19 protein-coding genes are annotated in these 25199 nt (G+C 47.8%); 11 read left to right on the forward strand and 8 right to left on the reverse strand.

The annotated features are described in order from the left end of the window. Positions 1 to 201 precede the first annotated feature (201 nt). From icd to QZY95_RS02930, 3 genes are all read left to right on the forward strand, one after another. Entirely contained in the window at positions 202 to 1344 is a 1143-nt protein-coding gene (gene icd / locus QZY95_RS02920) for an NADP-dependent isocitrate dehydrogenase (RefSeq protein ID WP_290919153.1), read from the forward strand. 303 nt (positions 1345 to 1647) lie between these two features. Next, positions 1648 to 3018: an ammonium transporter gene (locus QZY95_RS02925; RefSeq protein WP_290919155.1), complete on the forward strand. Its 1371-nt coding sequence runs from the start codon at positions 1648 to 1650 to the stop codon at positions 3016 to 3018. 18 nt (positions 3019 to 3036) lie between these two features. Then, positions 3037 to 3363, forward strand: coding sequence for a P-II family nitrogen regulator (locus QZY95_RS02930; protein ID WP_290919157.1), 327 nt, complete (start codon positions 3037 to 3039; stop codon positions 3361 to 3363). Positions 3364 to 3476: 113 nt separating this feature from the next. Here QZY95_RS02930 and aroE read toward each other — a convergent pair whose 3' ends face one another. Both aroE and QZY95_RS02940 read right to left on the reverse strand, forming a co-directional pair. Next, positions 3477 to 4295, reverse strand: coding sequence for a shikimate dehydrogenase (gene aroE / locus QZY95_RS02935; RefSeq protein ID WP_290919159.1), 819 nt, complete (start codon positions 4293 to 4295; stop codon positions 3477 to 3479). 407 nt (positions 4296 to 4702) lie between these two features. Continuing rightward, positions 4703 to 6439, reverse strand: coding sequence for an AMP-binding protein (locus tag QZY95_RS02940; protein ID WP_290919161.1), 1737 nt, complete (start codon positions 6437 to 6439; stop codon positions 4703 to 4705). A 199-nt stretch (positions 6440 to 6638) separates the two neighbouring features. On the opposite strand from QZY95_RS02940, the gene QZY95_RS02945 reads away from it, so the two are divergent. Then, complete coding sequence (locus QZY95_RS02945; RefSeq protein ID WP_290919163.1) at positions 6639 to 6944, forward strand: Dabb family protein; 306 nt, start codon at positions 6639 to 6641, stop codon at positions 6942 to 6944. Positions 6945 to 7068: 124 nt separating this feature from the next. Here QZY95_RS02945 and QZY95_RS02950 read toward each other — a convergent pair whose 3' ends face one another. Genes QZY95_RS02950 through carB form a run of 3 tightly spaced genes read right to left on the reverse strand, consistent with a single transcriptional unit; the run spans position 7069 to position 12746 of the window. Beyond that, entirely contained in the window at positions 7069 to 8067 is a 999-nt protein-coding gene (locus QZY95_RS02950; protein WP_290919165.1) for a KpsF/GutQ family sugar-phosphate isomerase, read from the reverse strand. Between the two features lie 28 nt (positions 8068 to 8095). Beyond that, complete coding sequence (gene purF, locus QZY95_RS02955) at positions 8096 to 9481, reverse strand: amidophosphoribosyltransferase (RefSeq protein ID WP_290919167.1); 1386 nt, start codon at positions 9479 to 9481, stop codon at positions 8096 to 8098. Between the two features lie 28 nt (positions 9482 to 9509). Further along, a complete protein-coding gene (gene carB, locus QZY95_RS02960) occupies positions 9510 to 12746 on the reverse strand; it encodes a carbamoyl-phosphate synthase large subunit (RefSeq protein ID WP_290919169.1) in 3237 nt (1078 codons plus the stop codon). Positions 12747 to 13136: 390 nt separating this feature from the next. Here carB and hisH point away from each other — a divergent pair, with 390 nt between their 5' ends. Next, complete coding sequence (gene hisH / locus QZY95_RS02965; protein WP_290919171.1) at positions 13137 to 13778, forward strand: imidazole glycerol phosphate synthase subunit HisH; 642 nt, start codon at positions 13137 to 13139, stop codon at positions 13776 to 13778. Continuing rightward, positions 13768 to 14547, forward strand: a complete 780-nt coding sequence (hisF, locus tag QZY95_RS02970; protein ID WP_290919174.1) for an imidazole glycerol phosphate synthase subunit HisF — start codon at positions 13768 to 13770, stop codon at positions 14545 to 14547. Before hisH ends, hisF begins: the two co-directional genes overlap by 11 nt. Positions 14548 to 14771: 224 nt before the next feature. Here the strand turns inward: hisF and QZY95_RS02975 are convergent, their stop codons facing one another. Further along, positions 14772 to 15731 carry a DNA polymerase III subunit delta' gene (locus tag QZY95_RS02975; protein WP_290919175.1) on the reverse strand — a complete coding sequence of 320 codons (960 nt, stop codon included), beginning with the start codon at positions 15729 to 15731 and terminating at the stop codon, positions 14772 to 14774. Between the two features lie 20 nt (positions 15732 to 15751). Then, positions 15752 to 17032 carry an adenylosuccinate synthase gene (locus tag QZY95_RS02980; protein WP_290919177.1) on the reverse strand — a complete coding sequence of 427 codons (1281 nt, stop codon included), beginning with the start codon at positions 17030 to 17032 and terminating at the stop codon, positions 15752 to 15754. 208 nt (positions 17033 to 17240) lie between these two features. Here QZY95_RS02980 and QZY95_RS02985 point away from each other — a divergent pair, with 208 nt between their 5' ends. Next, positions 17241 to 18854 carry a transglycosylase SLT domain-containing protein gene (locus QZY95_RS02985; RefSeq protein ID WP_290919179.1) on the forward strand — a complete coding sequence of 538 codons (1614 nt, stop codon included), beginning with the start codon at positions 17241 to 17243 and terminating at the stop codon, positions 18852 to 18854. Here QZY95_RS02985 and QZY95_RS02990 read toward each other — a convergent pair. Next, complete coding sequence (locus tag QZY95_RS02990) at positions 18774 to 19133, reverse strand: hypothetical protein (protein WP_290919181.1); 360 nt, start codon at positions 19131 to 19133, stop codon at positions 18774 to 18776. The two genes, QZY95_RS02985 and QZY95_RS02990, sit on opposite strands and share 81 nt — an antisense overlap. A 221-nt stretch (positions 19134 to 19354) precedes the next feature. Between QZY95_RS02990 and QZY95_RS02995 the strand changes: the two genes are divergently transcribed. The 4 genes from QZY95_RS02995 (at position 19355) to thrC (ending at position 25011) form a co-directional block, all read left to right on the forward strand. Then, positions 19355 to 20629, forward strand: a complete 1275-nt coding sequence (locus tag QZY95_RS02995) for an IMP cyclohydrolase (protein WP_290919183.1) — start codon at positions 19355 to 19357, stop codon at positions 20627 to 20629. A 171-nt stretch (positions 20630 to 20800) separates the two neighbouring features. Further along, complete coding sequence (locus QZY95_RS03000) at positions 20801 to 22879, forward strand: ribonuclease catalytic domain-containing protein (protein WP_290919185.1); 2079 nt, start codon at positions 20801 to 20803, stop codon at positions 22877 to 22879. Between the two features lie 75 nt (positions 22880 to 22954). Further along, the gene (gene plsY, locus QZY95_RS03005; RefSeq protein ID WP_290919187.1) at positions 22955 to 23560 is read left to right on the forward strand and encodes a glycerol-3-phosphate 1-O-acyltransferase PlsY; all 606 of its coding nucleotides are present in this window, start codon (positions 22955 to 22957) and stop codon (positions 23558 to 23560) included. Beyond that, positions 23560 to 25011: a threonine synthase gene (thrC, locus tag QZY95_RS03010; RefSeq protein ID WP_290919190.1), complete on the forward strand. Its 1452-nt coding sequence runs from the start codon at positions 23560 to 23562 to the stop codon at positions 25009 to 25011. The genes plsY and thrC overlap by 1 nt, the downstream gene beginning before the upstream one ends. Positions 25012 to 25199: the final 188 nt, after the last annotated feature.

Here is a 25199-nt window from a genome sequence, read left to right on the forward strand (position 1 = left end):
TGTACGTGAAATGAAAAGCCTCTGCATAACTATGCAGAGGCTTTTTTTATAGAAAAAGAGCAATTACAAATTTGTAACAAATTTACGATTTTAAGCAAAAACAGTGAAATAGTAGGGTGAGAGCGCTTGCATTGTTGTTCTTGTTCAGGCTATCGTCCCGTTTCGAATTATATTTTTAGCATGTACAGGGAGAGTTCATCCGTGCAGAAAACAGTGTATTTTATCGAAGGCGACGGGATCGGCAAAGAGGTGTGGGCAGCTGCACGTCCGGTTCTTACTGCTGCGATTGAAAAAGCGTACGGCAAAGAACGTTCCTTGGAATTTAAGGAGCTTCTCGCCGGAGAAAAAGCATTTAACGAGACAGGCGAATACCTGCCGCAGGAAACATTGACTGCATTGCAGGGAGCGGAACTTGCCATTAAAGGCCCGCTTATGACTCCTGTAGGGAAAGGGTTCAGAAGCCTTAACGTTACCATGAGACAGACGCTCGACTTATACGCCTGTATTCGTCCTATCCGCTACTATGACGGCATTATTTCGCCGGTAAAGCGTCCTGATCTTGTGGATATGGTTGTGTTCCGCGAAAACACCGAAGACGTCTACGCCGGCATTGAATTTGAATCCGGCAGCTCTGAAGCAAAGCGCCTTATTGCATTTTTCCGTGATGAGCTTGGCATTTCTGTAGATAACACTGCCGGTGTCGGTCTTAAGCCGATTACACCGAACGGTTCTAAACGCCTTGTGCGAAAAGCGTTGGAATTTGCAGTGGCACAGGGCAAGCCAAGTGTGACCCTTGTTCATAAAGGGAACATCATGAAGTACACCGAAGGCGGTTTCCGCCAGTGGGGGTACGATGTTGCTTCTGAAGAATTTGCTGCGCAGACCACAACAGAAGATGCACCGGCAGAGGGTAAAATGGTTGTTAAAGACCGCATTGCAGATGCAATGTTCCAGGAAGCCCTTATTCGTCCGGAGCAGTACTCTGTGCTCGCTACAACAAACTTGAACGGTGACTATCTTTCTGATGCGCTTGCAGCACAGGTTGGCGGTCTTGGTTTGGCTCCGGGTGTGAACATGTCTGACAAACTTGCCTTCTTTGAAGCCACACACGGAACTGCGCCTACAATTGCCGGTAAAGACATGGCAAACCCTGGCAGTGTTATTCTGTCCGGTGCCATGATGCTTGAGCACATTGGCTGGACAGAGGCTGCTGAATCTATTCACACAGCGGTAAGCAAAGCCATTACAGGAAAAACAGTTACTTGCGATCTAGCAAGCCAGATGGAAAGTGCGACGACTGTCGGCTGTAAAGAATTTGGTGAACTGGTGGGAAGCCTGTTGTAATCGTATCGTACAATACAACATTGAAAGGGTGGTCTCGCTGGAGGCCACCCTTTTTTTATGCACTAGAAAGAGAGGCTATAGTTGCAGGTGCTTTTTTATTCGAAAATGAGAAAACAGCGAAAATGCCAATTTTGACAAAATTGTATATTTTGACCAAAAATACCAATTTAAAATTGTCAAATTTGACAAAATTGTAAAAAACAAAAAGTCAGAAAAAGTATGAATTGAGTAAAACCAAGTAGTTATGTTTTTGGCACAGACCCTGCTTTAGTAAAACCAAAATCGTTAAAGTAGGAGGTTACTATGTCTGTGTGCAAAAGCACGTTATCCCGAACAGGATTAGTTGCGGTAATGACAGTTTTGGCGCTTGGCGCAAGCGCAACGCTCGTCCATGCGGAAGAAGAGGCGGTATATCTGACCCAAACAAACGCGAACATAGTATGGACTCTGCTCGCTGCCATGCTTGTGATGTTTATGCAGGCCGGATTTACGTTGGTAGAATGTGGACTGACCCGTTCAAAGAACGCCGGTAATATTCTGATGAAGAATATGTTGGATTTTGGCGTTGGAACAATGCTCTTTCTTATGATCGGGTACGGATTGATGTTCGGTAAAGACATTATGGGCATGATTGGAACGGATGGATTTTTCCTTTCTTTCATTGGCAGCCCGTCCCCTTCTCGGGATTTTGATATTACATTCTGGTTTTTCCAGTCTGTATTTGCTGCAACCGCAGCAACTATCGTTTCAGGCAGTGTTGCCGAACGAACTAAATTTCAAGCGTATATTGTGATCAGTGTGCTTGTTACCGGTTTAATTTACCCGATAGCAGGACATTGGGCGTGGGGTGGTCTTACCGGCAATGCCGGATGGTTGGAGTCTCTTGGCTTTGCAGACTTTGCAGGTTCAACAGTTGTCCATTCTTTAGGTGGATGGGTTGCTCTGGCTGGTGCTATGGCTGTCGGCCCCCGCATCGGTAAGTACATGCCGGACAAAAAACCTCGTGCGATTCTTGGGCACAACATGCCTATGGCTGGACTTGGTGTCTTTATCCTTTGGTTTGGCTGGTTCGGTTTTAATGCCGGTTCAACAACAATGGCAGACGGCAGCATCGGGTATATTGCTCTAAATACCAGTCTGTCAGGGTGTGCAGGCATGATTGCTGCCATGATTACTGTCTGGGTGCGCTTCGGCAAGCCTGAAGCATCTATGACAATGAACGGCGTACTTGCTGGCTTGGTCGGTGTAACTGCCGGTTGCAGTGAGCTTTCTCCTTTCGGAGCGATCATGATCGGTGCCATTTGCGGGGTCGCAGTTGTCGTCGCCATAGAGTTCATTGATACTGTGTTGTGTGTAGATGACCCTGTAGGTGCTATATCTGTTCATGGTGTCTGCGGTGCGCTGGGAACCCTTGGTGTCGGCCTGTTTGCATCACCGGAATACGGTTCTATTACGGGTTTTTTCTATAACGGAGATTTAACCCAGTTCGGCGTTCAGTTGCTCGGAGTGGTCGTCTTTTTTGCATGGGCATTTGGAGCCGGCATAGTATGTTTTAAGGTTGTAGATAGTCTTGTAGGGCTTCGTGTAAGCCGTGTTGAAGAAATTAAGGGACTGGATATTACCGAGCATGGCTCTGAAGCCTACAACGGATTCCAGATTTTTAGTGTCGAATAACCTGATTGGAGAAAAACAATGAAAAACGTCGTTGCTTTTATCAGACCGGAACGTCTCCCGCAGGTTAAGCAGGAGTTGTTCGCAAAAGAACTTTTTGGCCTGTCAGTTACCAACATTCTTGGAAGCGGGCAGCAGAAGGGATTTACTGAAACCTACCGTGGTGTCACCAAAGAAGTGAACCTTCTTAAAAAGCTGCGGATTGAACTTGTTGTTCAGGAAGAACGACTTAATGACGCTATTTCAGCCATAGAAACAGGCGCCCGAACTGAAACAGAAGGCGACGGCATCATTTATTTCCAAAATATTCATGGTGTCCGACGAATTAGAACCGGCGAGGAGCTTTAGTAGAAAAGAGAAAGCAAGCGTATACGCTGCGCCTGATCGGCAAGAAATTGATTGAAAAAATAAGGGTAGAGTTCCCAGACTCTACCCTTTTCTTATGCATGAAAAAGAGTGTGCTAAAGGTGCAGCAGGTTGGAGACCAGTTTTCTGATGTGATCTAGAGGAAGTGTTTTATCTGTCCATAAACGGAACTGTTCTGCGCCTTGAGCAGCAAACATGTGTAACCCGTCTATAGTTTCCCATCCGGCAGCAGCTGCCGTGCGGAGAAAGGCTGTTTCTAGTGGATTGTATACCAGATCATACGCAACGCCTGTTTCGCTGAACATGTCAGCTTCATACGGTGTTTTTTCAACGTGTTCGCCAGCCATTCCCATTGGAGTGGTGTTAATGATCAAATCAGTGTCTACAGTACCGCGAGATTCCCAATCAACAGTTTTGACCGAGAATTGTTCAGCCAGCTTTTCTGCACGTTCTGGGGAGCGGTTGCAGATTGTGATATCTTCAACACCGAGCTCCTGTAATCCGGCAAGAACAGCTTTTGCGGCGCCACCGGCACCAAGCACGAGGGCTTTAGAGCCTTTGTTTTCGCGTGTTGTTAATGGCTGCATGAAACCGAGTACGTCTGTATTGTCGCCCACAAGTAGGTCATTTTCCCAATAGAGCGTATTAACGGCACCGACTTTCTGTGCTCTCGGAGTAATACTGTCCAGATAATCCATGACAGTTTCTTTGTGCGGAATAGTAACACTGGCGCCGTACATTGGCAGCTTGCGAAAGTTGTCCATAAACTCGCTAAGTTTTTCCGGAGGGGTAGGGAATGCCATATAAACAGCATCGAGGGAAAATTTATTGAACCCGCTATTGTGCAGAGCAGGACTCATTGTGTGACCGAGTGGGTGGCCAATAATTCCGTAGAGTTTCTTATGTGCTGGCATTGTTCATCCTTCTTGGGCAACAAGTTGTGCATTGCGTTTACTGTGTGCCTTGGAGTGTAGCCAAGAAAAATATGAACGTACAGTATGAGGGGAATGAAGAAGACAAAAAAGCGGAGTGCCAGCCTAGCACTCCGCTTAAGAAATATGGGTTTGGGGAGCCACCCCTCGCCATGAAATACCTGTGAAAGAAAGAAGGTACTGTAACTGTAGCAACGAGTGTGCCAACTTCTTTTTATTTTTGGTATTTTTTAAAAGTCCTGAAAAATCAACGCATAGCGGTATGGTGAGTATTTCTTCAAATACACGCGTGCGTAAAGGATTTTATACTTGGGAAAAAGCTTCCGCTATTATCAGGCGCTCTGTACAAAAAATTTGAACCGGTTTGGTTCGGTACAACAGCAATTGACCTAATCTACGTATAGGTAGCGTTTAATTTTCTGAGTAGGGGTTTTCTCAAACGGCTCAGTTTGCTCAATTACTTTAGCAATACGTGAGAAGCCTGCCACCTTGCTGTTAACTGCGGTACGAATTTCTTCAAGTAATTTAAGAATCTTTTCTTCAACTTTGGCAGCATGCAACGAGCCGTACTCTTCATCAATTTTGGCTCTGTCGAGGTGGATACGGGCAACAAGCTTTCTATCCTGTTCATAAACAATGGTTTCCAGAACCCAAGGAGATTGCATAATCATTCCTTCAAGTTCTTCAGGATAAATATTTTCTCCACTTGGGCCGACAATAACGTTTTTGAGTCGTCCTCTGATGTAAAGGAACTCGTCGCGGTCAAATTTCCCTAAGTCGCCTGTACGGAACCAGCCATCTTCTGTGAATACAGATTTCGTAATTTCCGGAGCCTTATAGTATTCACGCATGATACTAGGGCCTTTTGCAAGGATTTCACCTTCACCGGTTTCCGGATGCGGGTTGTCGATTTTAAGCTCAACGCCGCTGAGCTTATAGCCTGTAGAAGTCAGACGGGTTTGGGCGGGACCTGTTCCGGCAAGAAGCGGACTTGTTTCTGTTAACCCATATCCGATGGCATATGGAAAACGGGCTTCTTTTAAGAATCGTTCAACTTCCGGTGCAATGGCTGCACCGCCGATACAGAAGACGCGAAGGCTGCCTCCAAAGGTAGCCAAAAGCTTTTTACCAGCAAGAGCATGCAGCTTAGGTCGGGCAACTTTGTACAGCATACGTTTTGCCCAGCTGCTGGTGAGTTTAGGTAGAATGGCTGCCTTAAATATTTTTTCAATAACGAGCGGTACAGAGAGCATAACCGTCGGCTTTACTTGAGCCATTGCAGGAAGCAGTGCACGGGCTGTAGGCGGTTTATCCATGTAGTTGATATGCGCACCGTTCATAAGCGGGAGGATAAGTCCCAGAGTACACTCGTAGGTGTGAGAAAGCGGCAGAATGGATAGCAGTCTGTCGCCGGGACCGACCTCTACAATGGAGCGGACAGCGTAGGCATTCGCAACAATGTTTTCATGTGTGAGCACAACGCCTTTGGAATGTCCTGTGGTGCCTGAAGTGTAGATAATAGCAGCTACATCATCAGGGGCAATAGAGTGTCCTCCAGAAAAGAGGCTGACACTGCCTTTAATCTTTTCTGCATGCTCGCGTTCAATAAATTTTTGAGTAAGGTCTCGCGCTTTATCCATGATGGAGCGAAATTCGCGCAAACCGGCTTTTTTAAGTTCCTTGAGCTTCTGCGGTTCTTCGTCAAACGCAACAGCGGTAAATGTTTCCATAAGAAACAGTTCTGGCGGAGTATCGTATTGTCCGTCTTCAACTTTGCTGAAGAGTTTTTGTGAGACAATAACGGCAGACGCTTCTGAGTGTCGGATGATGTGGTGAACGGCGTCAGGATGGAAGTCTGGCAGAATAGGAACTGCAACTGCTCCCATGGCGGTGATGGCAAAGTATGCGATCCCCCAGTTCGGAGTGCTTTCACTTAAGATGGCAACTTTATCTCCGGCAGAGATACCATGTTCTGCAAGAAGTCCCTGAAGCCCCTGAACGGCTCTGGCAAACTCTTTGTAGGTGATTGGTGCTCCGCCGACTCGTGAAAGTGCCGGTTGATCTGGGAACAGGTCAGCACTGCGTTCCAGCACTGCTGTAAGCGTATGTGTCGTAAGTGGGTACATGGGCGCTCCGTAAAAAATCATCCGTTAACAACAATGAATACTGTTCACTGCTAAACGAATTGTCTGTACGCGAAGATTGCGAACTCTGCAATGCTCCTCGGGGCTTTTCAGCTGTTCCTGTACCCGCGGCAATTGACCTTTTTGGCTCTTTGAGCATAAGAAAAAGAGTACAACATTATTTTGCAGAAAGGATAATCTCATGATTAAACATATCGTATGGTTTACTCTTAAAGAGGAAGCAGAAGGCGCAACAGCAGCAGAAAATGCAGCAAAAGCTGTGGCAATGCTCCGTGATCTTGAAGGAAAAATTCCATCCCTGAAGACTTTGGATGTGTCTATGGAATTTGCGGCAACCACCACTGAAGATGCACAGGTAATTCTTCTTTCCACCCATGATGATGAAGCCGGTCTTGCTGATTACGCAAATGACCCTCTTCACGTTGCCTGTGTTGATTTTATTAAAAAAGTTATTTCCGGTCGAAAAGCTATCGATTTTGTTGTGTAGCTTTTTGCCATCAGTTTTCCGTATGGAGGGCTGAACGCCTTTGGCAACCAATTTGCCATTAAGAAGAAGAAAAGGGCTGCTCGGTAACGAGCAGCCCTTTTTTATAGCATATAGACTGTGAAGCTTATCGACTGAACTTTACGCGTCCCTTACCAAGCAGATCATGCATATGCACAATGCCGCAAAGTTTACCGTCGTTTTCAACAACAGGCAGAACCGTAATTTCTTTTTCTTCCATAAAATCAAGAAGCTGAGCCACAGAAGAACCTTTTTGAGCTCTGTATGGGTCGCTGATCATGATGCGGGAAGAAGGTTGTTCCATGTCGAGTGTACCTTTGCAGATGAGTCGACGCAGGTCGCCATCTGTAAGGATACCTGTAAGGCAGCCTTTTTCATCAGTAAACACAACAACTCCGAGATGCCCTTTATCCATAACTGCAAGTGCTTCAGCAAGAGGTGTCTCTTCTGTAACAACAGGGTCTGAGTCGCGAAGAATCAGTGCATCAATGGACATGGTAAGGCGTTGACCAAGAGCACCACCGGGGTGGTAGCGTTTAAAGTCTGCCGCTGTGAATGCTTTTGCTTCGATCAAGCAGGCCGCAAGGGCATCGCCAACAGCGATTGTTGCCGTTGTAGAGCTTGTCGGAGCAAGGTCGAGCGGACAGGCTTCTTTTGGAACACCCGTATTAATGACGATGTCGGAAAGACGCGCCATAGTTGAATCAACGCCGCCAGTCAGGGAGATTACAGATGCTCCCAGTGAGCGCATAGCCGGAAGGACTGCGTTGAGTTCGTCGGTTTCTCCGGAGTTGGATATAGACACCACAACGTCTTCTTTTCTGATCATGCCCAAGTCGCCATGAGCGCCTTCAACAGGATGCAGGTAAAAAGACGCAGTCCCTGTGGAAGACAGGGTAGCTGCAAGCTTGCGTCCGACGAGGCCGGATTTGCCAAGACCGGTAATAATTACTCGGCCCTTACATTCTGCAAGCAGGTCAACGGCTTTGACAAAGGAGTCATCAAGATTTGTTTTAACAGTCTCCAGACCTTCAATTTCAATCTGGAGTGCTTGACGGCCTTTAGCCAGCCAGTCACCAGCCGGTGTACAGGTACACTTATTCATTATTCACTAAGCTCCAGCGTGTCTGTAACTAGCAGTTACAGGACCCGCAATTGCTGCCCGGACAAGGGATTGCATAATCCCCGTTAAAGCAAGCAAGACAGTAATCATCAGGAGATGACACCGATTTGAGCAGGCCTTCGATGGAAAGATAATGAAGGCTGTCCAGACCGATGAATTTTTCGATCTCCTTAACGGAATTATTGGCAGCAATGAGTTCCCCTTTAGAGGAGAAGTTGATGCCGTAGTAACACGGGAACTTGATAGGCGGGCAACTCACACGGAAGTGAATTTCCTTAGCGCCCAGTTCCCGTAGCTTCTTAACACGGGAGCGGATTGTGGTACCGCGAACAACTGAGTCATCCACAATAACAATACGCTTATCTTTAATAAGGCTCTTAACAGGGTTGATTTTAACACGGGTGCTAAAATCGCGCATGTTCTGAGACGGCTGAATAAATGTTCGACCCACGTAATGGTTTCGAATCATTGCATGCTCGTACGGTAACCCGGATTCCTGTGCGTAGCCAACAGCACAGTAAATTCCGGAATCGGGGAACGGCATAACAAAGTCAGCATCCACATGAGACTCCAGCGCAAGCTGATGTCCCATTTCTTTTCGACAGGTATACACGTTTTCGCCAAAGACAAGTGAGTCTGGGCGGGAGAAGTAGATAAGTTCGAAAATACAATGGCGTTTTTTCTCTACTTTCACGTCCATTCTGTAGGACTCAATAGAGTTGCCATCCATAACTATCATTTCTCCCGGCTCAACATTACGCACAAGGTCTGCTTCAAGCAGATCAAATGCACATGTCTCAGATGCGATCACATGTGAATCTCCGAGACGTCCGAGTACTAACGGGCGAATGCCAAGCGGGTCACGAACTGCGATGAGCTTATTATTAGCCATAAGCAGCAGCGAGTATGAACCCTTGGCTTCTTTGCAAGCAGCAAGTACCGCTTCTTCAAGCGGTTTTGTGCGCAAATGTTTAACAATCAGATGCACAATGACTTCACTGTCAATTGTGGTCTGAAAAATAGAGCCGCTTGCTTCAAGTTCAGCGCGCAGTTCCATTGTGTTTACAAGGTTTCCGTTATGCGCAATGGCAAGCTGCAGGTCTTTGTACTGAACCATAAATGGTTGAGCGTTTCTCAGACGGGAACCACCGGTGGTTGAGTACCGGATATGACCCATACTGATGTCGCCTTTCAGCTCCCTGCTTAAATGCTCTTCATTGAACACGTCGGGAACAAGTCCCATGCCACGTTCTTCACGAAGCTTTGTGCCGTCCCATGTTACAATACCGGCACTTTCCTGTCCTCTATGCTGCTGAGCATATAGACCAAAGTACGTAAGGCGGGCTGCCTCTTCGTGATTATAGATCCCGAACACACCACAATATTCACGTTTCATGGCATCCCTTCCAGCCTTTTATGGAGAATTATTCTCCAGCGTAATATTCCTGCAGACTTCGAACTGTAAGTCCGCAGTTTCTCTGTTCTGCTATAGCCATAGATATAGCACGAGCTCCGGAAACTGTTGTGGAGTAAGGTACTCCGTACACCAGTGCTTCCTGACGGATAGACTTGGAGTCCTGCACGGTGCGTTTACCTGAAGCCGTGTTCAAGAGGAGAGCTACTTCACCATTCTTAATAAAGTCAACTATGTTTGGTCGACCTTCGTACACTTTTGCAACTCTGGTTGCCGGAATTCCGTTTTCTATGAACAGTTTAGCGGAACCGGAAGTTGCGAGTACTTCAAATCCAAGATCAACAAAACGCTTCGCAACATCCAGAATGTATGGTTTGTCACGATCATTTACTGAAATGAAGACTTTTCCTTCCTGAGGCAGTACCTGTCCAGATGCAACCTGTCCTTTCAAGAATGCTTCTTCTACTGTCTTAGCAATACCCATTACTTCACCGGTTGAACGCATTTCAGGTCCAAGCAGGATATCAACACCCGGGAAGCGGGAGAATGGGAAGACGGATTCTTTAACAGAAACGTAGCCGTGTTTACGCATGGACCAAGGGTCGAGGTCTGCAAGCTTTTCGCCGAGCATAACCTGTGTTGCCAGACGCGGTAACGGTACGCCGGTTGCTTTGGAAACAAACGGTGCGGTTCGGGACGCACGAGGGTTAACTTCAAGAACGTAAATCTGCTTGTCTTTAACCGCAAACTGGATGTTCATAAGGCCGACAACACGAATTTCTTTAGCGAGTTCGATGGTCTGTCTGCGAATTTCACCTACGATTTCAGCAGGGAGTGTATGCGGAGGCAGAACACATGCGGAGTCACCGGAGTGGATACCAGCTTCTTCAATGTGCTCCATGATGCCTGCAACGTATACTTCGTCGCCGTCACTGATAGCATCAACATCAACTTCTGTTGCGTTCTCAAGGAATTTATCCAGAAGGATAGGGTGCTCAAGGTTCGCTGGAACATATTTATCGAAGTAAGTAGCAAGCTGCTCTTCATCGAAAACGATTTCCATTGCGCGTCCGCCAAGTACGTAGGAAGGACGAACAACCAGAGGGTAGGTGATAGTTTTTGCAGCCTTGCGTGCTTCTTCAAAAGACATAACGGTCGCGTTAGCAGGCTGCATCAAATCAAGCTTGTTGATAAGAGCCTGGAAGCGTTCGCGGTCTTCAGCGCGGTCAATGGAGTCCGGATGTGTGCCGAGGATTGGTACACCGGCACGCAACAACGGTACAGCAAGGTTCAGCGGAGTCTGACCGCCGAACTGGATGATTACTCCGTCCGGTTTTTCCATTTCTACGATGTTCATAACATCTTCAAAAGTGAGCGGCTCAAAGTAGAGACGGTCAGATGTATCGTAGTCAGTAGAAACAGTTTCAGGGTTGGAGTTAACCATGATGGACTGTACGTCCATGTCGCGCAGTGCAAAGGATGCATGACAGCAGCAGTAGTCAAACTCGATGCCCTGACCGATACGGTTAGGACCGCCGCCGAGGATGATTACTTTTTTCTTATCCGCAACTTCAATCTCGCTGCCTGTTTCATAGGTGGAGTAGTAGTACGGAGTGTATGCTTCAAATTCAGAGGCGCAAGTATCTACAAGGTAGTATACTGGCTCAAGACCGAGTTCTTTACGCAGCTGGCGGATTGCTGTTTCCGGTTGCTTCCACATTTCAGCAAGCTGACGATCAGAGAAGCCGTACTCTTTCGCACGTTTCATGAGTGCATGGAGTTCTTCGTTCTCAGGAGCAAGAGAGTTTGCAAGACCAAAGTCTTTAATCTCTTCTTCCATGGAGATGATGTCTTTAAGCTGGTGGAGGAACCACGGGTCAATGAAAGTGATTTCGTGCAGTTCTTCGATGGTCATGCCAAGGAGGAACGCATGGCGCAGAGCAAAAACTCGTTTGGAGTTCGGTGTGCGGAGCAGACCCATGATGTCTTCCAGTTCAGGAAGTTTACCACGGTAGTCATTACCGAAGCCGGCAACACCAACTTCAAGAGAGCGCATGCCTTTCTGGAAGGATTCTTTGAAGGTACGTCCGATAGACATAGCTTCACCAACACTCTTCATAGCAGTGTTGAGTTCGTCCTGAGCGCCCGGAAATTTTTCAAATGTAAAGCGAGGAAGCTTGGTTACGCAGTAGTCAATGGTCGGTTCAAAAGAAGCCATTGTCTCACGGGTAATGTCGTTAGGGATTTCATCAAGAGTGTATCCCACAGCAAGCTTTGCCGCAATTTTAGCAATAGGGAAGCCGGTTGCTTTAGAAGCAAGGGCAGAGGAACGGGAAACACGCGGGTTCATTTCAATAACCACGAGGTCGCCGTTTTTAGGGTTCACACCGAACTGAACGTTGGAACCACCGGTTTCAACGCCGATTTCACGCATGATAGCGATAGAGGCATCACGCATTTTCTGGTATTCAAGGTCGGTGAGAGTCTGTGCAGGTGCTACAGTAATGGAGTCGCCGGTGTGCACGCCCATCGGGTCAAAGTTTTCAATGGAACAAATGATAACGCAGTTATCCGCTTTATCACGCATAACTTCCATTTCGTACTCTTTCCAGCCGATGATGGACTGTTCAAGCAGCAACTCTGACTGAATAGACGCGGCAAGACCCTGTGAAGCAATCGCTTCAAGGTCTTCCATGTTGTAAGCAATACCGCCGCCTTTACCACCCATGGTAAATGCAGGACGGATGATGATCGGGAAGCTCATTTCTTCGCCGATACGACGTACGTCGTCCATACTTCTTGCAATGTCAGAAGCTGGAACGCTGAGGCCGATGTTCGCCATTGCTTCACGGAAAAGCTCACGGCTTTCCGCTTTTTCAATAACTGACTTGGTTGCCCCGATAAGTTCAACGCCACACTCTTCAAGCACGCCGGATTCTGCAACTGCAAGGGCAGTGTTCAGACCGGTCTGACCGCCAAGTGTGGGCAGAAGAGCACAAGGTCGCTCTTTTCGAATAATTTCAGCAACCGTTGCAGGTTCAATTGGCTCAATATACGTCCGGTCGGCAAGTTCAGGGTCTGTCATAATCGTAGCTGGGTTGGAGTTCACCAACACAACTTCGTACCCTTCTTCTTTCAAGGCTTTAACAGCCTGAGTTCCGGAGTAATCAAACTCACAAGCCTGACCAATTACAATTGGTCCGGAGCCAATAACCATGATGCGCTTTAAATCTGTCCTTTTTGGCATGGTGGCAAAAATCTCTGGTTGTAAAGGTTGCACCTTCTCGGTGAAGACAGAAAATACTGTCGGGCACAAAAATAGCGGGAAAGAATTCCCCGCAAGATTAATGACGTAAGAATCCGAGATTACCGTCAACCTGTAAGACAAGGAGCGGATTGTACCTCGAGCCCTCGCCAGAAATCTCCGTGTCTTACGCTAGCGGAAATCAAAAAGCAAACAAAAAAATGAAAACTGGGCAAAATATATCCTGCCGTGCAATGTAATGCAAGTGGCGTCCTAAATACTTGCTCTTCTCGATTCTGCCTGTTACTCCCCAAACTGAATCTTTATAAACTACTGCTGTATCCAACAAAGTGATCAGCGTAGAACAGAACACTACATAAGGAGGCCGCTCACATGCTCGCGATTCTTGAGTACAAAGCGGGGAACCAGACAAGCGTGAAACGTGCGCTTGATCACCTTGGTATCCCAAATAAAATTACAGCAAACCCAGATGAAGTGTTGGCGGCTCATGGAATTATTTTCCCTGGTGTCGGTGCCGCAGGTCAGGCTATGGATGAATTAGTCGCCTCCGGTCTTGAAGCAGTGCTTCGTGATGCTATTGAACAGGGGAAACCGCTGCTCGGTATTTGTGTTGGTTGTCAGATTATGCTCGATTACAGTCAGGAAGGTAACACTAAGACTCTTGGTATTATTCCGGGACAGTGTAATCTTTTTAATGACGAATGGAAGGACATGAACGGTGATCCGATTCGTGTTCCACATATGGGCTGGAACAAAATTACACAGCGTAAGCCGTGTGAATTGTTAAAAGGCATCAGTGATGACGATGAATTTTATTTTGTTCATTCATACTTCCCTGAGCCTGATCCTGAATATGTTATTGCAACAACGCAGTACGGCTATGAATTCTGCTCCATTCATGGAGGTCCCGGTTTGTGGGCTGTTCAGTTCCATCCGGAAAAGAGCGGACGCGCAGGACTTCGCTTGATCAAAAACTTCTACAACTACTGCGAGGAGGCCGCTAATGCTAAGTAAACGTATTATTCCGTGCCTTGACGTACGTGATGGAAGATTGACCAAGGGTGTAAAATTTAAAGGTAACGTGGATATCGGTGATCCGGTAGAAACTGCCAAGAAATATTACGATGAAGGTGCTGACGAGATTGTTTTCTACGATATTACAGCATCGCACGAAGGTCGCGGGATTTTCCTTGATGTTGTTGAGAAAGTAGCTTCAACAATCTTCATTCCGTTTTCTGTCGGCGGCGGTATTAATTCCGTACAGGATATGCGAGATGCCTTGAATGCCGGTGCAGAAAAGGTTTCCGTGAACTCCGGTGCTGTTAAGAATCCTGATATTATCAGTGAAGGCGCTGCCCGCTTCGGTAATCAGGCGATTGTTCTCGGTATGGATGTTAAACAGGTTCCTGTTACTTCCGAGATTCCGTCCGGCTATGAAATTGTTATCCATGGTGGCAGAAAGCATATGAATATGGATGCAATTGAATGGGCAAAAACTGCTGAAGCGCTTGGTGCCGGTGAAATTTGCGTTAACTCTATTGATGCAGACGGTACTAAAGACGGCTATGAATTGAATCTTACAAGCACCATTGCTAATGCCGTAAATATTCCGATCATCGCTTCCGGCGGTGCGGGAAACCCTCAGCATATGTATGATGCCGTGACCGAAGGTCGTGCAACAGCAGCGCTCATTGCTTCTATTGTCCATTATGGCGAATACACCATCCCTGAGCTGAAACGCCAGATGGCTGCCATGGGTGCAAAAATGCGTATGAGCTGGTAGGTTGAGAGAGTGTAGACTCTCCTTGATCTCTTAGTAGAATAGAATGAGAGCTTCTCTGTTTCAGGGGAGCTCTTTTTTTGTGCGTAAGCTAACGGAAAAGTGACTTAAGCAGAGGGTAGGAATGACCTTTAAAGAGAGTGAGGTCTCTTTGTTGTCAGGCTGAGGGCGTGTGTAAAGAGTCAGCTGAGCTGTGCCCGCTGTATGTATCTGTCGATCAGTAAGGGTTAGCGGATAGTTCTGCCGCTGGTTTTAGCGGCAAATTTAGCAAGCAGGTACAACTTTGTGCCGAGCCAGTCGATAACGAGTGCAGGAGCTACAAGTGCATTGAGAGAGTCCTGACATTCGCTGAGAACTTCGTCGAGCTTGCGTTGGCGTCCCATATCAAGTTGGGCAAAGAGTCTTGCCAGCTCGCCGCCTTTTCTGCCGGTGATCGCTTTAGCCAGTTCATGTTGGCAGTGTACGACCAGGTGGGCAGCCAGTGTTGCGTCAAGCGCACCGCGAGTTCCGGTTTTGGTAAGCAGCCCTGTGCCTTCAACCATGAATGTCGCAAGCAGTTCAGACCATTCACGAACATCATCAGAATGGGCGGAAGTCTCTTCGCCTGTAGGCCACGCAAGGGTTACAACCCAACTTCTGGAGACCAGTGTAGGGAGTAATCGTTCGCGCTGCGGAGCAAGGAGAAGGAAGCTTGTGTTCGGGCGGGGTTCCTCAAGAGATTTGAGGAGTGCGTTGGCTGACGCGATGCTCAAAGACTGTGCTTCAAAAAGAACGACAACACGTTTTTTTTCAGAACGTGGCGGTTCGCCGAGGATGGAACGCAGTTCACGTATCCACTCAATTTTGATGGTTCCCGTGTTGTTCGGTTCTCCATCAAATCCAATAGATCCGGCGCGTCCGTCAAGAAAGAAGAGATCGCGTGATGATTTGGTAATCATCTGTTTGCAGGCACTGCACTCCAGACAGGGAGCTGGAGAGTTGAGGCAGTTTATGCGCGCAGCCCAATAGAGCGCCACGGCTTCACGTTCATCGGTGGTTCCACCTTCGAACAGGATTACTTGTGGCGGGTCTTCTGCGAGCTGCTCAATAAAGCCCCGCACTCTGGCATGACGAGCATCCAGAGACGGGGCTATAATATCATGAGGCTCCAGAGCGGACTGGGTTGATTGGTCTTTTGACGTACCCAAACCGTTACCTCCGGGTAAAATTAGCGCATGATGGTCTGATCGCGTTCAGGACCTACGGAGATGATGCTTACGCGTACGCCGGTGAGGTCTTCAATGCGTTCAATGTACTTCTGACAATTTTCTGGGAGATCTTCCCATTTGGTTGCCTTGGTGATGTCTTCATCCCAGCCCGGCATGGATTCATACAACGGGGTGCATTCGCCAAGAGCGCCCTGCTCCTGAGGGATGACAGTAACACGTTCGCCTTTGTACTCGTATGCGGTGCAGATTTTAATTTCTTTCATACCGCTGAGAACGTCAAGCTTAGTAAGGGCAATGTCAGTAGGACCGTTGAGACGTGCAGTCTCGCTGAGCACTACGAGGTCGAGCCAACCGCAGCGACGACGACGACCGGTGGTTGCACCGAATTCGTGGCCTTTTTCCTGCAGGTAGCTACCGTCTTCGTCGAAGAGTTCAGTCGGGAACGGACCTGCGCCTACGCGGGTTGTGTACGCTTTAACGATTGCAATGATACGATCAAGGCGGGTAGCCGGAATGCCGGCACCGGCAGATGCGTTACCTGCAACAGTATTGGAAGAGGTTACGAACGGGTAAGTGCCGTGGTCGATGTCAAGGTGGATACCCTGAGCACCTTCAAACATCACGTTCTTACCAGAGTCGAATGCTTCCCAGATTTCACCAGTAACATCGGCAAGATATGGCACAAGACAGTCACCTGCTGCCACAACTTCTTCGAATACTGCGTCAACGGAAACAGCTTCACGACCATAAAGAGCAGTGAACAGAGCGTTCTTTTCAACCAGAGCGGCTTCGATTTTAGTGCGAAGCAGATCGTGGTCAGCAAGATCGCCGGCACGGATGCCGATACGGGCTGCTTTATCTTCGTAGCATGGACCGATACCGCGACCGGTAGTACCGATCTTGTTATCGTCTGATTTGTGATCCTCACGAGCACCATCAAGCGCACAATGGTACGGCATGATGAGGTGAGTCTTTTTGCTGATTTTCAGGCGTTCAGGACTTACATCAAGTCCTTTTGCGCGAAGGCCTTCAATCTCTTTCCAAAATACGCCCGGGTCAAGCACTACACCGTTGCCAATGAGACACTTTTTGCCCTCGTGCAGGATGCCGGAAGGGATGAGATGAAGGATGTATTCCTTGTCACCTACGATTACAGTATGACCGGCGTTATTTCCGCCCTGAAAGCGGACGATTACGTCGATGTCGCGGGTAAGGAGGTCAACAATTTTACCTTTGCCTTCGTCTCCCCACTGAGCGCCCATCACGATTACGTTTGACATTAGCCTCTCCTTCTGGAATGAAACTGCTTTTTCGCAACCTTGGCTATCCAAGGAACGCAAAAAATGCATCTTCTCTTAATACACTCTTTGCGTACCCGTCAATTGATTCAAGGAGAAAAATTCACTAGCGGCGTATTAGATTCCTGTTATAATGCCGCTACGATGAAAAAAGTTACAGGTACAGTTTGTTACCTGCTTCGGAGATTCTATGAAGAGACGTTTTTTCACCTCGTGGGAAGTAGTTTTACTACTCCTGCTGATAACAGCGCAGGCAGCGCTTATGGTAGGGCAAGAAATTGTAACCTACCTTTACCGCATTCCTCCGGTTCGCGTTGTTGTGCCCAACGTTTCTCAGTTCTCCTCCCTTGTTTCACCATACGGACTGGGCGTTGACGGGGAATTGCTGAGTAGTTTTGCTAAAGAAAAAGGCTACACAATCAGCATTATTCGCGTAAAAAGCGATGAAGAGGCATGGGAGCTTATCTCAAAAGATAAAGCTGACTTGCTTGTAGGGTTCGGCGGCGAAGTGCCGGAGGACTTTGCAAAGAAAATTACTGCCGGTCCTGCGTATGATGATTACCAATCTGTCATAATCAAAGATACTAAGCAGGCAGATAACGAAGAATTACAGGCTCTTTGCAGCAGTCTTCTGGATACAGTTCCTGAGGGCGTAGATGAAGAGGTGTATCGGGAAAATGCTAACTTCCTTTCTTCGCTTGCCGAGGCATTGCCGGAAGTTGTCTCTCCTCGTGAAGGCAGTGAGCCTTCAGGTCAAACACCGTATGCAAAAGAGACGCTCGGAGCAACAACTCCAGCCCTTGATGAAGATAAAAAAGAGCGTAGAACGCCGCCCGCCACAGTAGCAGAAGTGCAGCAGGATGCTCTTGAAAACGTCGACTGTGTGGATTTTGACCGCTTCCACATGTATCATCTCATGTCATTCGACAGCAGCGAAGGTGGAACGGCACAAATTGATGTGCGTAACTTTACCATGCTGCAACCTTTCTTCCTTGATGTCGTTCCAAAGTCTCAGGTGCACGACGGCGACTCTTATCGCTGGTTCTGGCGAAACAAATTTTTTGCTGGAGTTGGGTTGCAAAAGGACCTTGCTGAGTTCTGGGATGAAGTTAACGCTCAGAACATTGTCGCGGTGCTTAAAGAAAAGCACTATGGGTTCTTCCCTGAAGATTTGAATTACTATGTCGTCGGTAAGCTGAAAAAAGCATTACGACGTAAGATGCCGAAATATATTAAGACAATGGAAAAAGCGAGCAAGAAGTACGATGTTGATCCGTTATTGCTTGCTGCTGTTATTTTTCAGGAATCTCATTTCAACAACAATGCCCGTAGTCGAACCGGCGTTCGCGGGTTGATGCAGATTACACAGACTACTGCCAAAGAGCTTGGAATCAATAGGCTTGACCCTCACCAGTCCATTATGGGGGGAGCAATGTATCTGCGAAAATTATGGGATCGGTTTGAAGATCTTAATTTGAAGAAATGGGATAGGTGGTTCTTTACCCTTGCTGCATATAATCAGGGGTATGGACATGTTACCGACGCTATCAAGCTTTCTCAGAAACGAGGCGGCACGGGCAAAACATGGCAGGAGTTGAAAGAAATTCTGCCGTTGCTGGCCTGGAAGCGGTATTTTTCTCAGACCAGACACGGCTACTGTCGCGGCTATGAAGCCGTAACCTATGTGGAAAATATCCGGTATTACTACTACCTGATTAACGGGCTAGTCGTTCTTTCTCGGCCTGAAGGCGAGCACCTTGGCAAGCTTAGGAGCAGCGTTGGTGTTGCTACCCCCGACGCTTGATGGTGCGTCGTTTTCTGCTTCGCGTTTCACCATGTCAAAGGCTGCCTGCGGCGGCAGATTGCGAACATGACCCTGCTCTGATTCTGCCCAGTGATGGTTGAAGAGCTGGTTTTTCCAGCGTACAGCCTGAATCAGTGAAAAAATCAACGCAGATTCTTCCCATTCCCTGCTCGGTTCAAAAGATTCTGTCTTTGTTGCGTACTTTTCCCACAAATCCATGAGGGATGCTTCGTCGTATCCATTTAGCTGTGCAGCTAATTTTCGAAGGGCGCGTTCCATAGCAGTAAATTGCTCCTTTCTACATGTGAATAATGATGGTACCGAATCTCTACTGCAATCTGCCACAGGCTTCAAATGAAAATTGCCCCCCGTGCTACTGTATGATACTTTCTTGCGCCTCTAGGGGTGTTGTTGCCGGGGGATGGCAACCAAACTCGGCGATGCACCACATGTTTGTGTTTTATTTGGGCTACTAACATAACAAGCGGAGTCAAAACCTCATGAGCGACTTGAAGAATATGTACAAAACCATTCTCGGAGACCCATTTCCTTCCGAGATGAAAGTTCAGTTGGGCGATCAAGAGCTTGTGTATCGCAAGCGCACGTGGGAAATTGACGGGGAAGAAAAAGGGCTGCGCTACGGCGAGAACCCTGACCAGCCTGCAGCTGTATACGAGCTGGCTGAAGGCTCCCTTACTCTTGGTGGTGTGGAGTTTCGTGGACCGGGCAAAGGACTTGTTTCTGCATTGACTGAAGAAAACATGATTCAGGCAGGCAAGCATCCTGGTAAAACCAACCTGACAGATGTTGATAACGCCATTAACATTTTGCAGTACCTTACTGCAAAACCGGCTGCCCTCATCTTAAAACACAACAACCCTTGCGGTGCCGCATGGTCTGACAAGGGTGTTGCAGATGCGCTTGATAAAGCCTTCTGGAGTGACCGCATCGCAGCCTTCGGTGGCGCGGTAGTGGTAAACCGTCCTATGGATATGGAGTGCGCTAAGGTTATTAACAGTGCGTACTTTGAGGTTGTGGCAGCACCAGCATTTGAAGACGGTGTTGTTGAAGAGCTGAAAAAGCGTAAGAACCTGCGCATCCTCGAAATTCCGGGTATGGCGCATCTTGAAGAGCTGGTTAACGTACCTATGCTTGACTTCAAGAGCCTTATTGACGGCGGTATTGTTATGCAGCAGTCTTTCCGCAACCGTATCCTCACAGCAGACGACTTTATCCCTGCTACAGCGGAAAAAGACGGTGTGGAAGTGGCAGCACGTAAGCCGACAGCACAGGAAGCGGACGACCTTCTCTTCGCATGGGCTGTTGAAGCAGGTGTTACCTCCAACTCTATTATCTTTGCACGTAATGGTGCCACCGTATCTATCGGTACCGGCGAGCAGGACAGAGTTGGCTGTGTAGAGCTGACTATCCATAAGGCATACACAAAATTTGCTGATATGCTGGCATTTAAGGAACATGGTATTTCTTTGTACGAGCTGAAATTGAAAGCGCTCAAAGACAAAGAATCACAGGCGATTCTGGACGACATTGAAGCCCGTACCCGCGCAGAAAAAGGTGGACTCATGGGAACCGCAATGGTTTCTGATGGATTCTTCCCGTTCCGCGATGGTGTTGATGCTGCACTTGCGCATGGCGTTGGTGCGATTGCACAGCCGGGCGGCTCTATTCGTGACCATGAAGTTATTGAAGCAGTGAACGAGGCGTCACCGCAGGTAGCTATGGTCTTCACCGCACAGCGTTCCTTTAAGCATTAAAAAAGATACTTCCCGCAGGTGGAAATACACCTGCGGGAAGTTCCTGTATGGTTACAAGAAAATTTTGCTTTCCAGTAATTGGAAACGCTTCTGAAAAATACACGGTGAGAGACACACCGCATTGATACGAATGAATATCGGCATAAGCCGGTTCCAAATAAAGCAGGTAATATGAGTGCTTCTTCTCTGGTTCGGTATCCCGGACCGGGCTGTGTTGTAGAGTTCATGCACGGTAACAAGGCTCAGCAGGGCTGGGTACTTGACGAACAGGGTGGAAAACTACGGCTTCTTACTATCAATAAACGCGAGATGAAGCTTGCTTCTTCACGCGTTCTTCCTTGGGCTGGTCCTTCTTACAGCGGCGAACGTTCACGTCAGGAAATCGGTGTATTGTTAGAAGAACACCGTGCAAAGCGTGATGCCATGAGTGCGGAAATTGACGCGCTCGAACTGTGGGATTTTGCGCAGGGTGAGGTGGATAAAGAGACCATTCAGTGGTTTGCAGAACTGTTGTGGGAAGAACCGACTATTGACCAGCTTGCTGCTCTTGGCAGCGCAATGCTTGCCTGCAAAACGCATTTTAAATTTCAGCCACCAGAGTTTGAAATTTATCCGGCAGAAAAAGTGGAAAAGCGCCTTGAAGAGGACAGAAAGCGTTTAGAACGTGAAGCGCTTGTTACACAGGGTGTCGGCTTTTTCCGCAGCCTTTGGGAGAAGCACTCCAAAGGGCGGGCATTGGGTAAAGAGCCTGATGAAGGAGTTGCTGAGCAGCTTAAACATATCATTCTCGGACGGATGAGTGATCCTGACAGCCATGAGATTGAGCAGGTGTGGAAGCAGCTTGCAAAAGGGCTTCCTGAAGATCAGCATATGGCATTGCACCTTGCTCAGGCATGGGGACTTGTGCCGCCTCATCATAACTTCTGGTTAGACCGCGCAGATTATGATTGCTCAAATAGCTGGGCAGATGAATTTGCCGGCGACGTGCAGGATATTAAAGACAAATGCTTGTCTGTACGTCAGGAACCGGAAGACCGAACCTATATTTCTATTGATTCCGCTACTACCAAAGATATTGATGATGCCTTTAACATAGAGCGTCGTGGTGATGGCGGGTATCGTTTACGTATTTCCCTTGCATGTCCGGCGGTCGCATGGCCGTTCGGCAGTCGTTTCGATAAGCATGTATTACGTCGCGCTACCAGTGTCTACTTGCCGGAAGGTGACTGCCACATGATGCCGACGGCATTGGGAACAGATTTCTTCAGTCTTCATGCAAATGAAGACCGCCCGTCACTTATTCTTGATATGGAATGCAGCAGCACCGGCGAATTGGAACGCTGCACGCCTGTTCCTGTATGGGTAAACCTTGCAGCGAACTTGACTTATATCGACTCAGAAGCCGTGATTAATGGCGGCGGAGAGGGAACTCCTGCTGCTGCATTTGCAGAGCAGATTACCCTTGGTGCAGAATTAAGTGACAAACTTCAAGAACAGCGTATTGCCAATGGTGCTGTCATAATCGAGCGGAATGATCCAAAGGTTAAACTTTCCGGAGAAGGAAGCGATACCAAGGTAGAGATTCATCCTGCAGAAGATACACCAAAGGCTATGAAACTTGTGAGCGAGATGATGATTCTTGCGAACTCAGGTATCGCGTTGTGGGCTAAAGAACATGGCGTAACACTGCTTCATAGAACGCAGGATGTGGCTGTACCTAAAGAGTATGTAGGGATTTGGAGCGCTCCGCATGACATTGCACGTGTTGTTAAAGCGCTGTCTTCTGCTATTCTGGAGATCACCCCGCGCCCGCATAGAGGTATCGGGGTGGATGCATACAGTCCGATTACTTCACCGCTCAGACGATACCCTGACCTTGTCAACGTAGCTCAAGTAATACACTATACTGCTACAGGTGAGGCGCAGTGGTCCAGCGAAGAAGTAACGACAATGCTTCCTTTGCTTAACGCCCGTCTTGACTCTGTAGGGCAGATTCAGCGTTTCCGCCCGCGCTATTGGAAGCTGCTGTACTTTAAGCAGCAGGGGGACAAAGTTTGGCGTGAAGCTATTGTTACGGAAGAAAACGATGCATTCGTAACGGTTTCTTTACCGAATGAGCAAATTTTTGTACGTGGCAGACGTAAGTCATTTGGCGATAAGGTGAATCCGGGGCAACATTTTATGGTTCGCATCGGTAAGGTTCACCCTTTGAATAACGAAATCCAAATTCTGGATGCTATGGAAAGTTAACATCTTGCTTTGCGGTTACGCACAACTGTAGATACCGCAAGCGGGTTTTGATGAGCTATCGCAAGGAGAGTGAACATGCTGGCAAAACTTCTCTGGCTTGGTATGGCGTATGTTATGGGTTCCGTTCCGTTTGGTCTGCTTATCGCTAAAGCTACCTGCGGAATTGATCCACGTCTCGACGGCAGTAAAAACGTTGGTGCAACCAACGTAGCGCGTCTGTGTGGCTTTAAATACGGCGTTGCAACATTGGCATGTGACCTTCTTAAAGGCGCTATTCCGGTAGCAATTGCGTTTACCATCAGCCACAACTGGTTATTTTTAAGTCTGGTTGCACTTGCTGCGCTTATGGGACACGTCCGTTCCTGTTTCCTCGGTTTTGAGGGCGGCAAAGCTGTTGCAACAACCGTTGGCGTATTCGTACCGCTGGCATTTTTCCCTATGCTTTTTAGCTGCATCGCCAGTGCGTTTGTTATCTGGCGCTCCGGTTATGTGTCTATGGGGTCACTCACACTTGTGGTAACCCTGCCTATATTCCTGTTCCTGTCCGGCCATTGGTCATTTATTCCTCTGGCTCTCGTAGTGCTTGCACTCGTATTCTGGACTCATAGAGAAAACATCGGCCGCCTTGCACGCGGTGAAGAAAAATCGTGGCTTAAGAAGAAGCACGAGGAACAAGCATAATGAAAAACGCATCAGTGTTCCCCGAATATCGGGGAGAGATGGAATACTACTGTCTTGGTTGTGGAAAACGATTCGGCATTGAAGAACTGCTGTACACTTGCCCTGAGTGTGGCGGCGTATTCCTGCTCGACAACCTTGATTTCGACAAACTTTCCGAACGTACCGGTGAAGAATGGCGTGAACTGTTCGACACCCGTGCTGCTTCCAAGAACACCGCGCTTCGCGGCATCTTCCGTTTTTACGAGTTGATGGCTCCTGTTCTTGAAGAAGAAGATATTGTTTACCTTGGCGAAGGTAATACCCCGATTGTTGAAGCGAACGATCACCTTGCTGAAAAGACAGGCATTCGTTTTGCGTTCAAAAACGACGGTCAGAACCCGAGTGCGTCTTTTAAAGACCGCGGCATGGCATGTGCGTTTGCCTATCTTAAAGCGCTCGTACGTAAACATGGTTGGGATGAAGTACTGACTGTCTGTGCTTCCACGGGTGACACATCCGCGGCAGCAGCTTTGTACGCCTCCCATATCGGTTCTCCACTTAAGTCTGTGGTGTTGTTGCCGCATGGCAAAGTAACTCCGCAGCAGTTGTCACAGCCTTTGGGCTCCGGTGCGACTGTAATGGAAATTCCGGGCGTTTTTGATGACTGCATGAAGGTTGTAGAAAACCTTGCAGAAAACTACCGTGTTGCGTTGCTGAACTCTAAAAACAGCTGGCGTATTCTTGGTCAGGAATCCTACGCATTTGAAATTGCGCAGTGGTGTGACTGGGATCTCAAGGGCAAATGTGTCTTCGTACCTGTCGGTAACGCGGGCAACATTACTGCTGTTATGGGTGGTTTCCTTAAGTTGCATCGTCTTGGCATTATCAACGAACTTCCTCGCGTGTTCGGTGTGCAGTCTCATCATGCAGACCCTGTGTACCAGTACTACAGCGTGGAAGATCCTGCTAAACGTGAATACAAGCCGGTTGCGGTAACACCGTCTGTTGCACAGGCTGCAATGATTGGTAACCCGGTGTCGTTCCCACGTGTTAAGCACTTTGCAGAGCAGTTCGAAGCAATTGGCGGCAAGGGTGCTTTCCAGGTGCTTCAGGTAACAGAACAGTCCATCATGGATTCTATGATTGAAGCAAACATGAACGGACACATCGCTTGTACTCAGGGCGGTGAGTGTTACGCAGGTCTCAAGCGTGCAAAAGAACTCGGACTTATTGCTGACGATGAATTTGCAATCCTTGATGCAACAGCACACGCACTGAAGTTCTCCGGTTTTCAGGATATGTACTTCAGTAACAGCTTCCCTGCGGAGTTCGGAGTTAATCCGGATACTTCTCTTGCTAATGCTCCTGAGCTGGTTATCGAAGAATCTGCAAAAGCAGAGTTGGCTCCTGAAGCTTTCACAGAAGCAGCAGCTAAGACTATCGCCGGTAAATTAGGTCTTCAGAGCAAGTAGGATACGAGTATGACAGCTGAGTTTGTTGAAGCTTGGCGAACTGTTCTGTCCTTTTGATAAAAATAAGAGGCTGTCCCTTTGGGGGCAGTCTTTTTTTATTGTGATATACTGTGGCAAAACTCTATGCTGAGAAGGCCGCACGTTGTTTTTTCTTTTCTGTACTATCTTCAATTGTATGTGGACAAGAA

This window comes from Halodesulfovibrio sp., from assembly GCF_015482765.1.
In the GTDB taxonomy this organism is placed as follows: Bacteria; Desulfobacterota; Desulfovibrionia; order Desulfovibrionales; family Desulfovibrionaceae; genus Halodesulfovibrio.

What these genes read in the sequence shown, in the direction of transcription:
- QZY95_RS02925 (WP_290919155.1), top strand. Translation starts at nt 1,648, where the DNA reads ATGTCTGTGTGCAAAAGCACGTTATCCCGAACAGGATTAGTTGCGGTA.
- QZY95_RS02930 (WP_290919157.1), top strand. Translation starts at nt 3,037, where the DNA reads ATGAAAAACGTCGTTGCTTTTATCAGACCGGAACGTCTCCCGCAGGTT.
- aroE (WP_290919159.1), bottom strand. Translation starts at nt 4,295, where the DNA reads ATGCCAGCACATAAGAAACTCTACGGAATTATTGGCCACCCACTCGGT.
- QZY95_RS02940 (WP_290919161.1), bottom strand. Translation starts at nt 6,439, where the DNA reads ATGTACCCACTTACGACACATACGCTTACAGCAGTGCTGGAACGCAGT.
- QZY95_RS02945 (WP_290919163.1), top strand. Translation starts at nt 6,639, where the DNA reads ATGATTAAACATATCGTATGGTTTACTCTTAAAGAGGAAGCAGAAGGC.
- QZY95_RS02950 (WP_290919165.1), bottom strand. Translation starts at nt 8,067, where the DNA reads ATGAATAAGTGTACCTGTACACCGGCTGGTGACTGGCTGGCTAAAGGC.
- purF (WP_290919167.1), bottom strand. Translation starts at nt 9,481, where the DNA reads ATGAAACGTGAATATTGTGGTGTGTTCGGGATCTATAATCACGAAGAG.
- carB (WP_290919169.1), bottom strand. Translation starts at nt 12,746, where the DNA reads ATGCCAAAAAGGACAGATTTAAAGCGCATCATGGTTATTGGCTCCGGA.
- hisH (WP_290919171.1), top strand. Translation starts at nt 13,137, where the DNA reads ATGCTCGCGATTCTTGAGTACAAAGCGGGGAACCAGACAAGCGTGAAA.
- hisF (WP_290919174.1), top strand. Translation starts at nt 13,768, where the DNA reads ATGCTAAGTAAACGTATTATTCCGTGCCTTGACGTACGTGATGGAAGA.
- QZY95_RS02980 (WP_290919177.1), bottom strand. Translation starts at nt 17,032, where the DNA reads ATGTCAAACGTAATCGTGATGGGCGCTCAGTGGGGAGACGAAGGCAAA.
- QZY95_RS02985 (WP_290919179.1), top strand. Translation starts at nt 17,241, where the DNA reads ATGAAGAGACGTTTTTTCACCTCGTGGGAAGTAGTTTTACTACTCCTG.
- QZY95_RS02990 (WP_290919181.1), bottom strand. Translation starts at nt 19,133, where the DNA reads ATGGAACGCGCCCTTCGAAAATTAGCTGCACAGCTAAATGGATACGAC.
- QZY95_RS02995 (WP_290919183.1), top strand. Translation starts at nt 19,355, where the DNA reads ATGAGCGACTTGAAGAATATGTACAAAACCATTCTCGGAGACCCATTT.
- QZY95_RS03000 (WP_290919185.1), top strand. Translation starts at nt 20,801, where the DNA reads ATGAGTGCTTCTTCTCTGGTTCGGTATCCCGGACCGGGCTGTGTTGTA.
- plsY (WP_290919187.1), top strand. Translation starts at nt 22,955, where the DNA reads ATGCTGGCAAAACTTCTCTGGCTTGGTATGGCGTATGTTATGGGTTCC.
- thrC (WP_290919190.1), top strand. Translation starts at nt 23,560, where the DNA reads ATGAAAAACGCATCAGTGTTCCCCGAATATCGGGGAGAGATGGAATAC.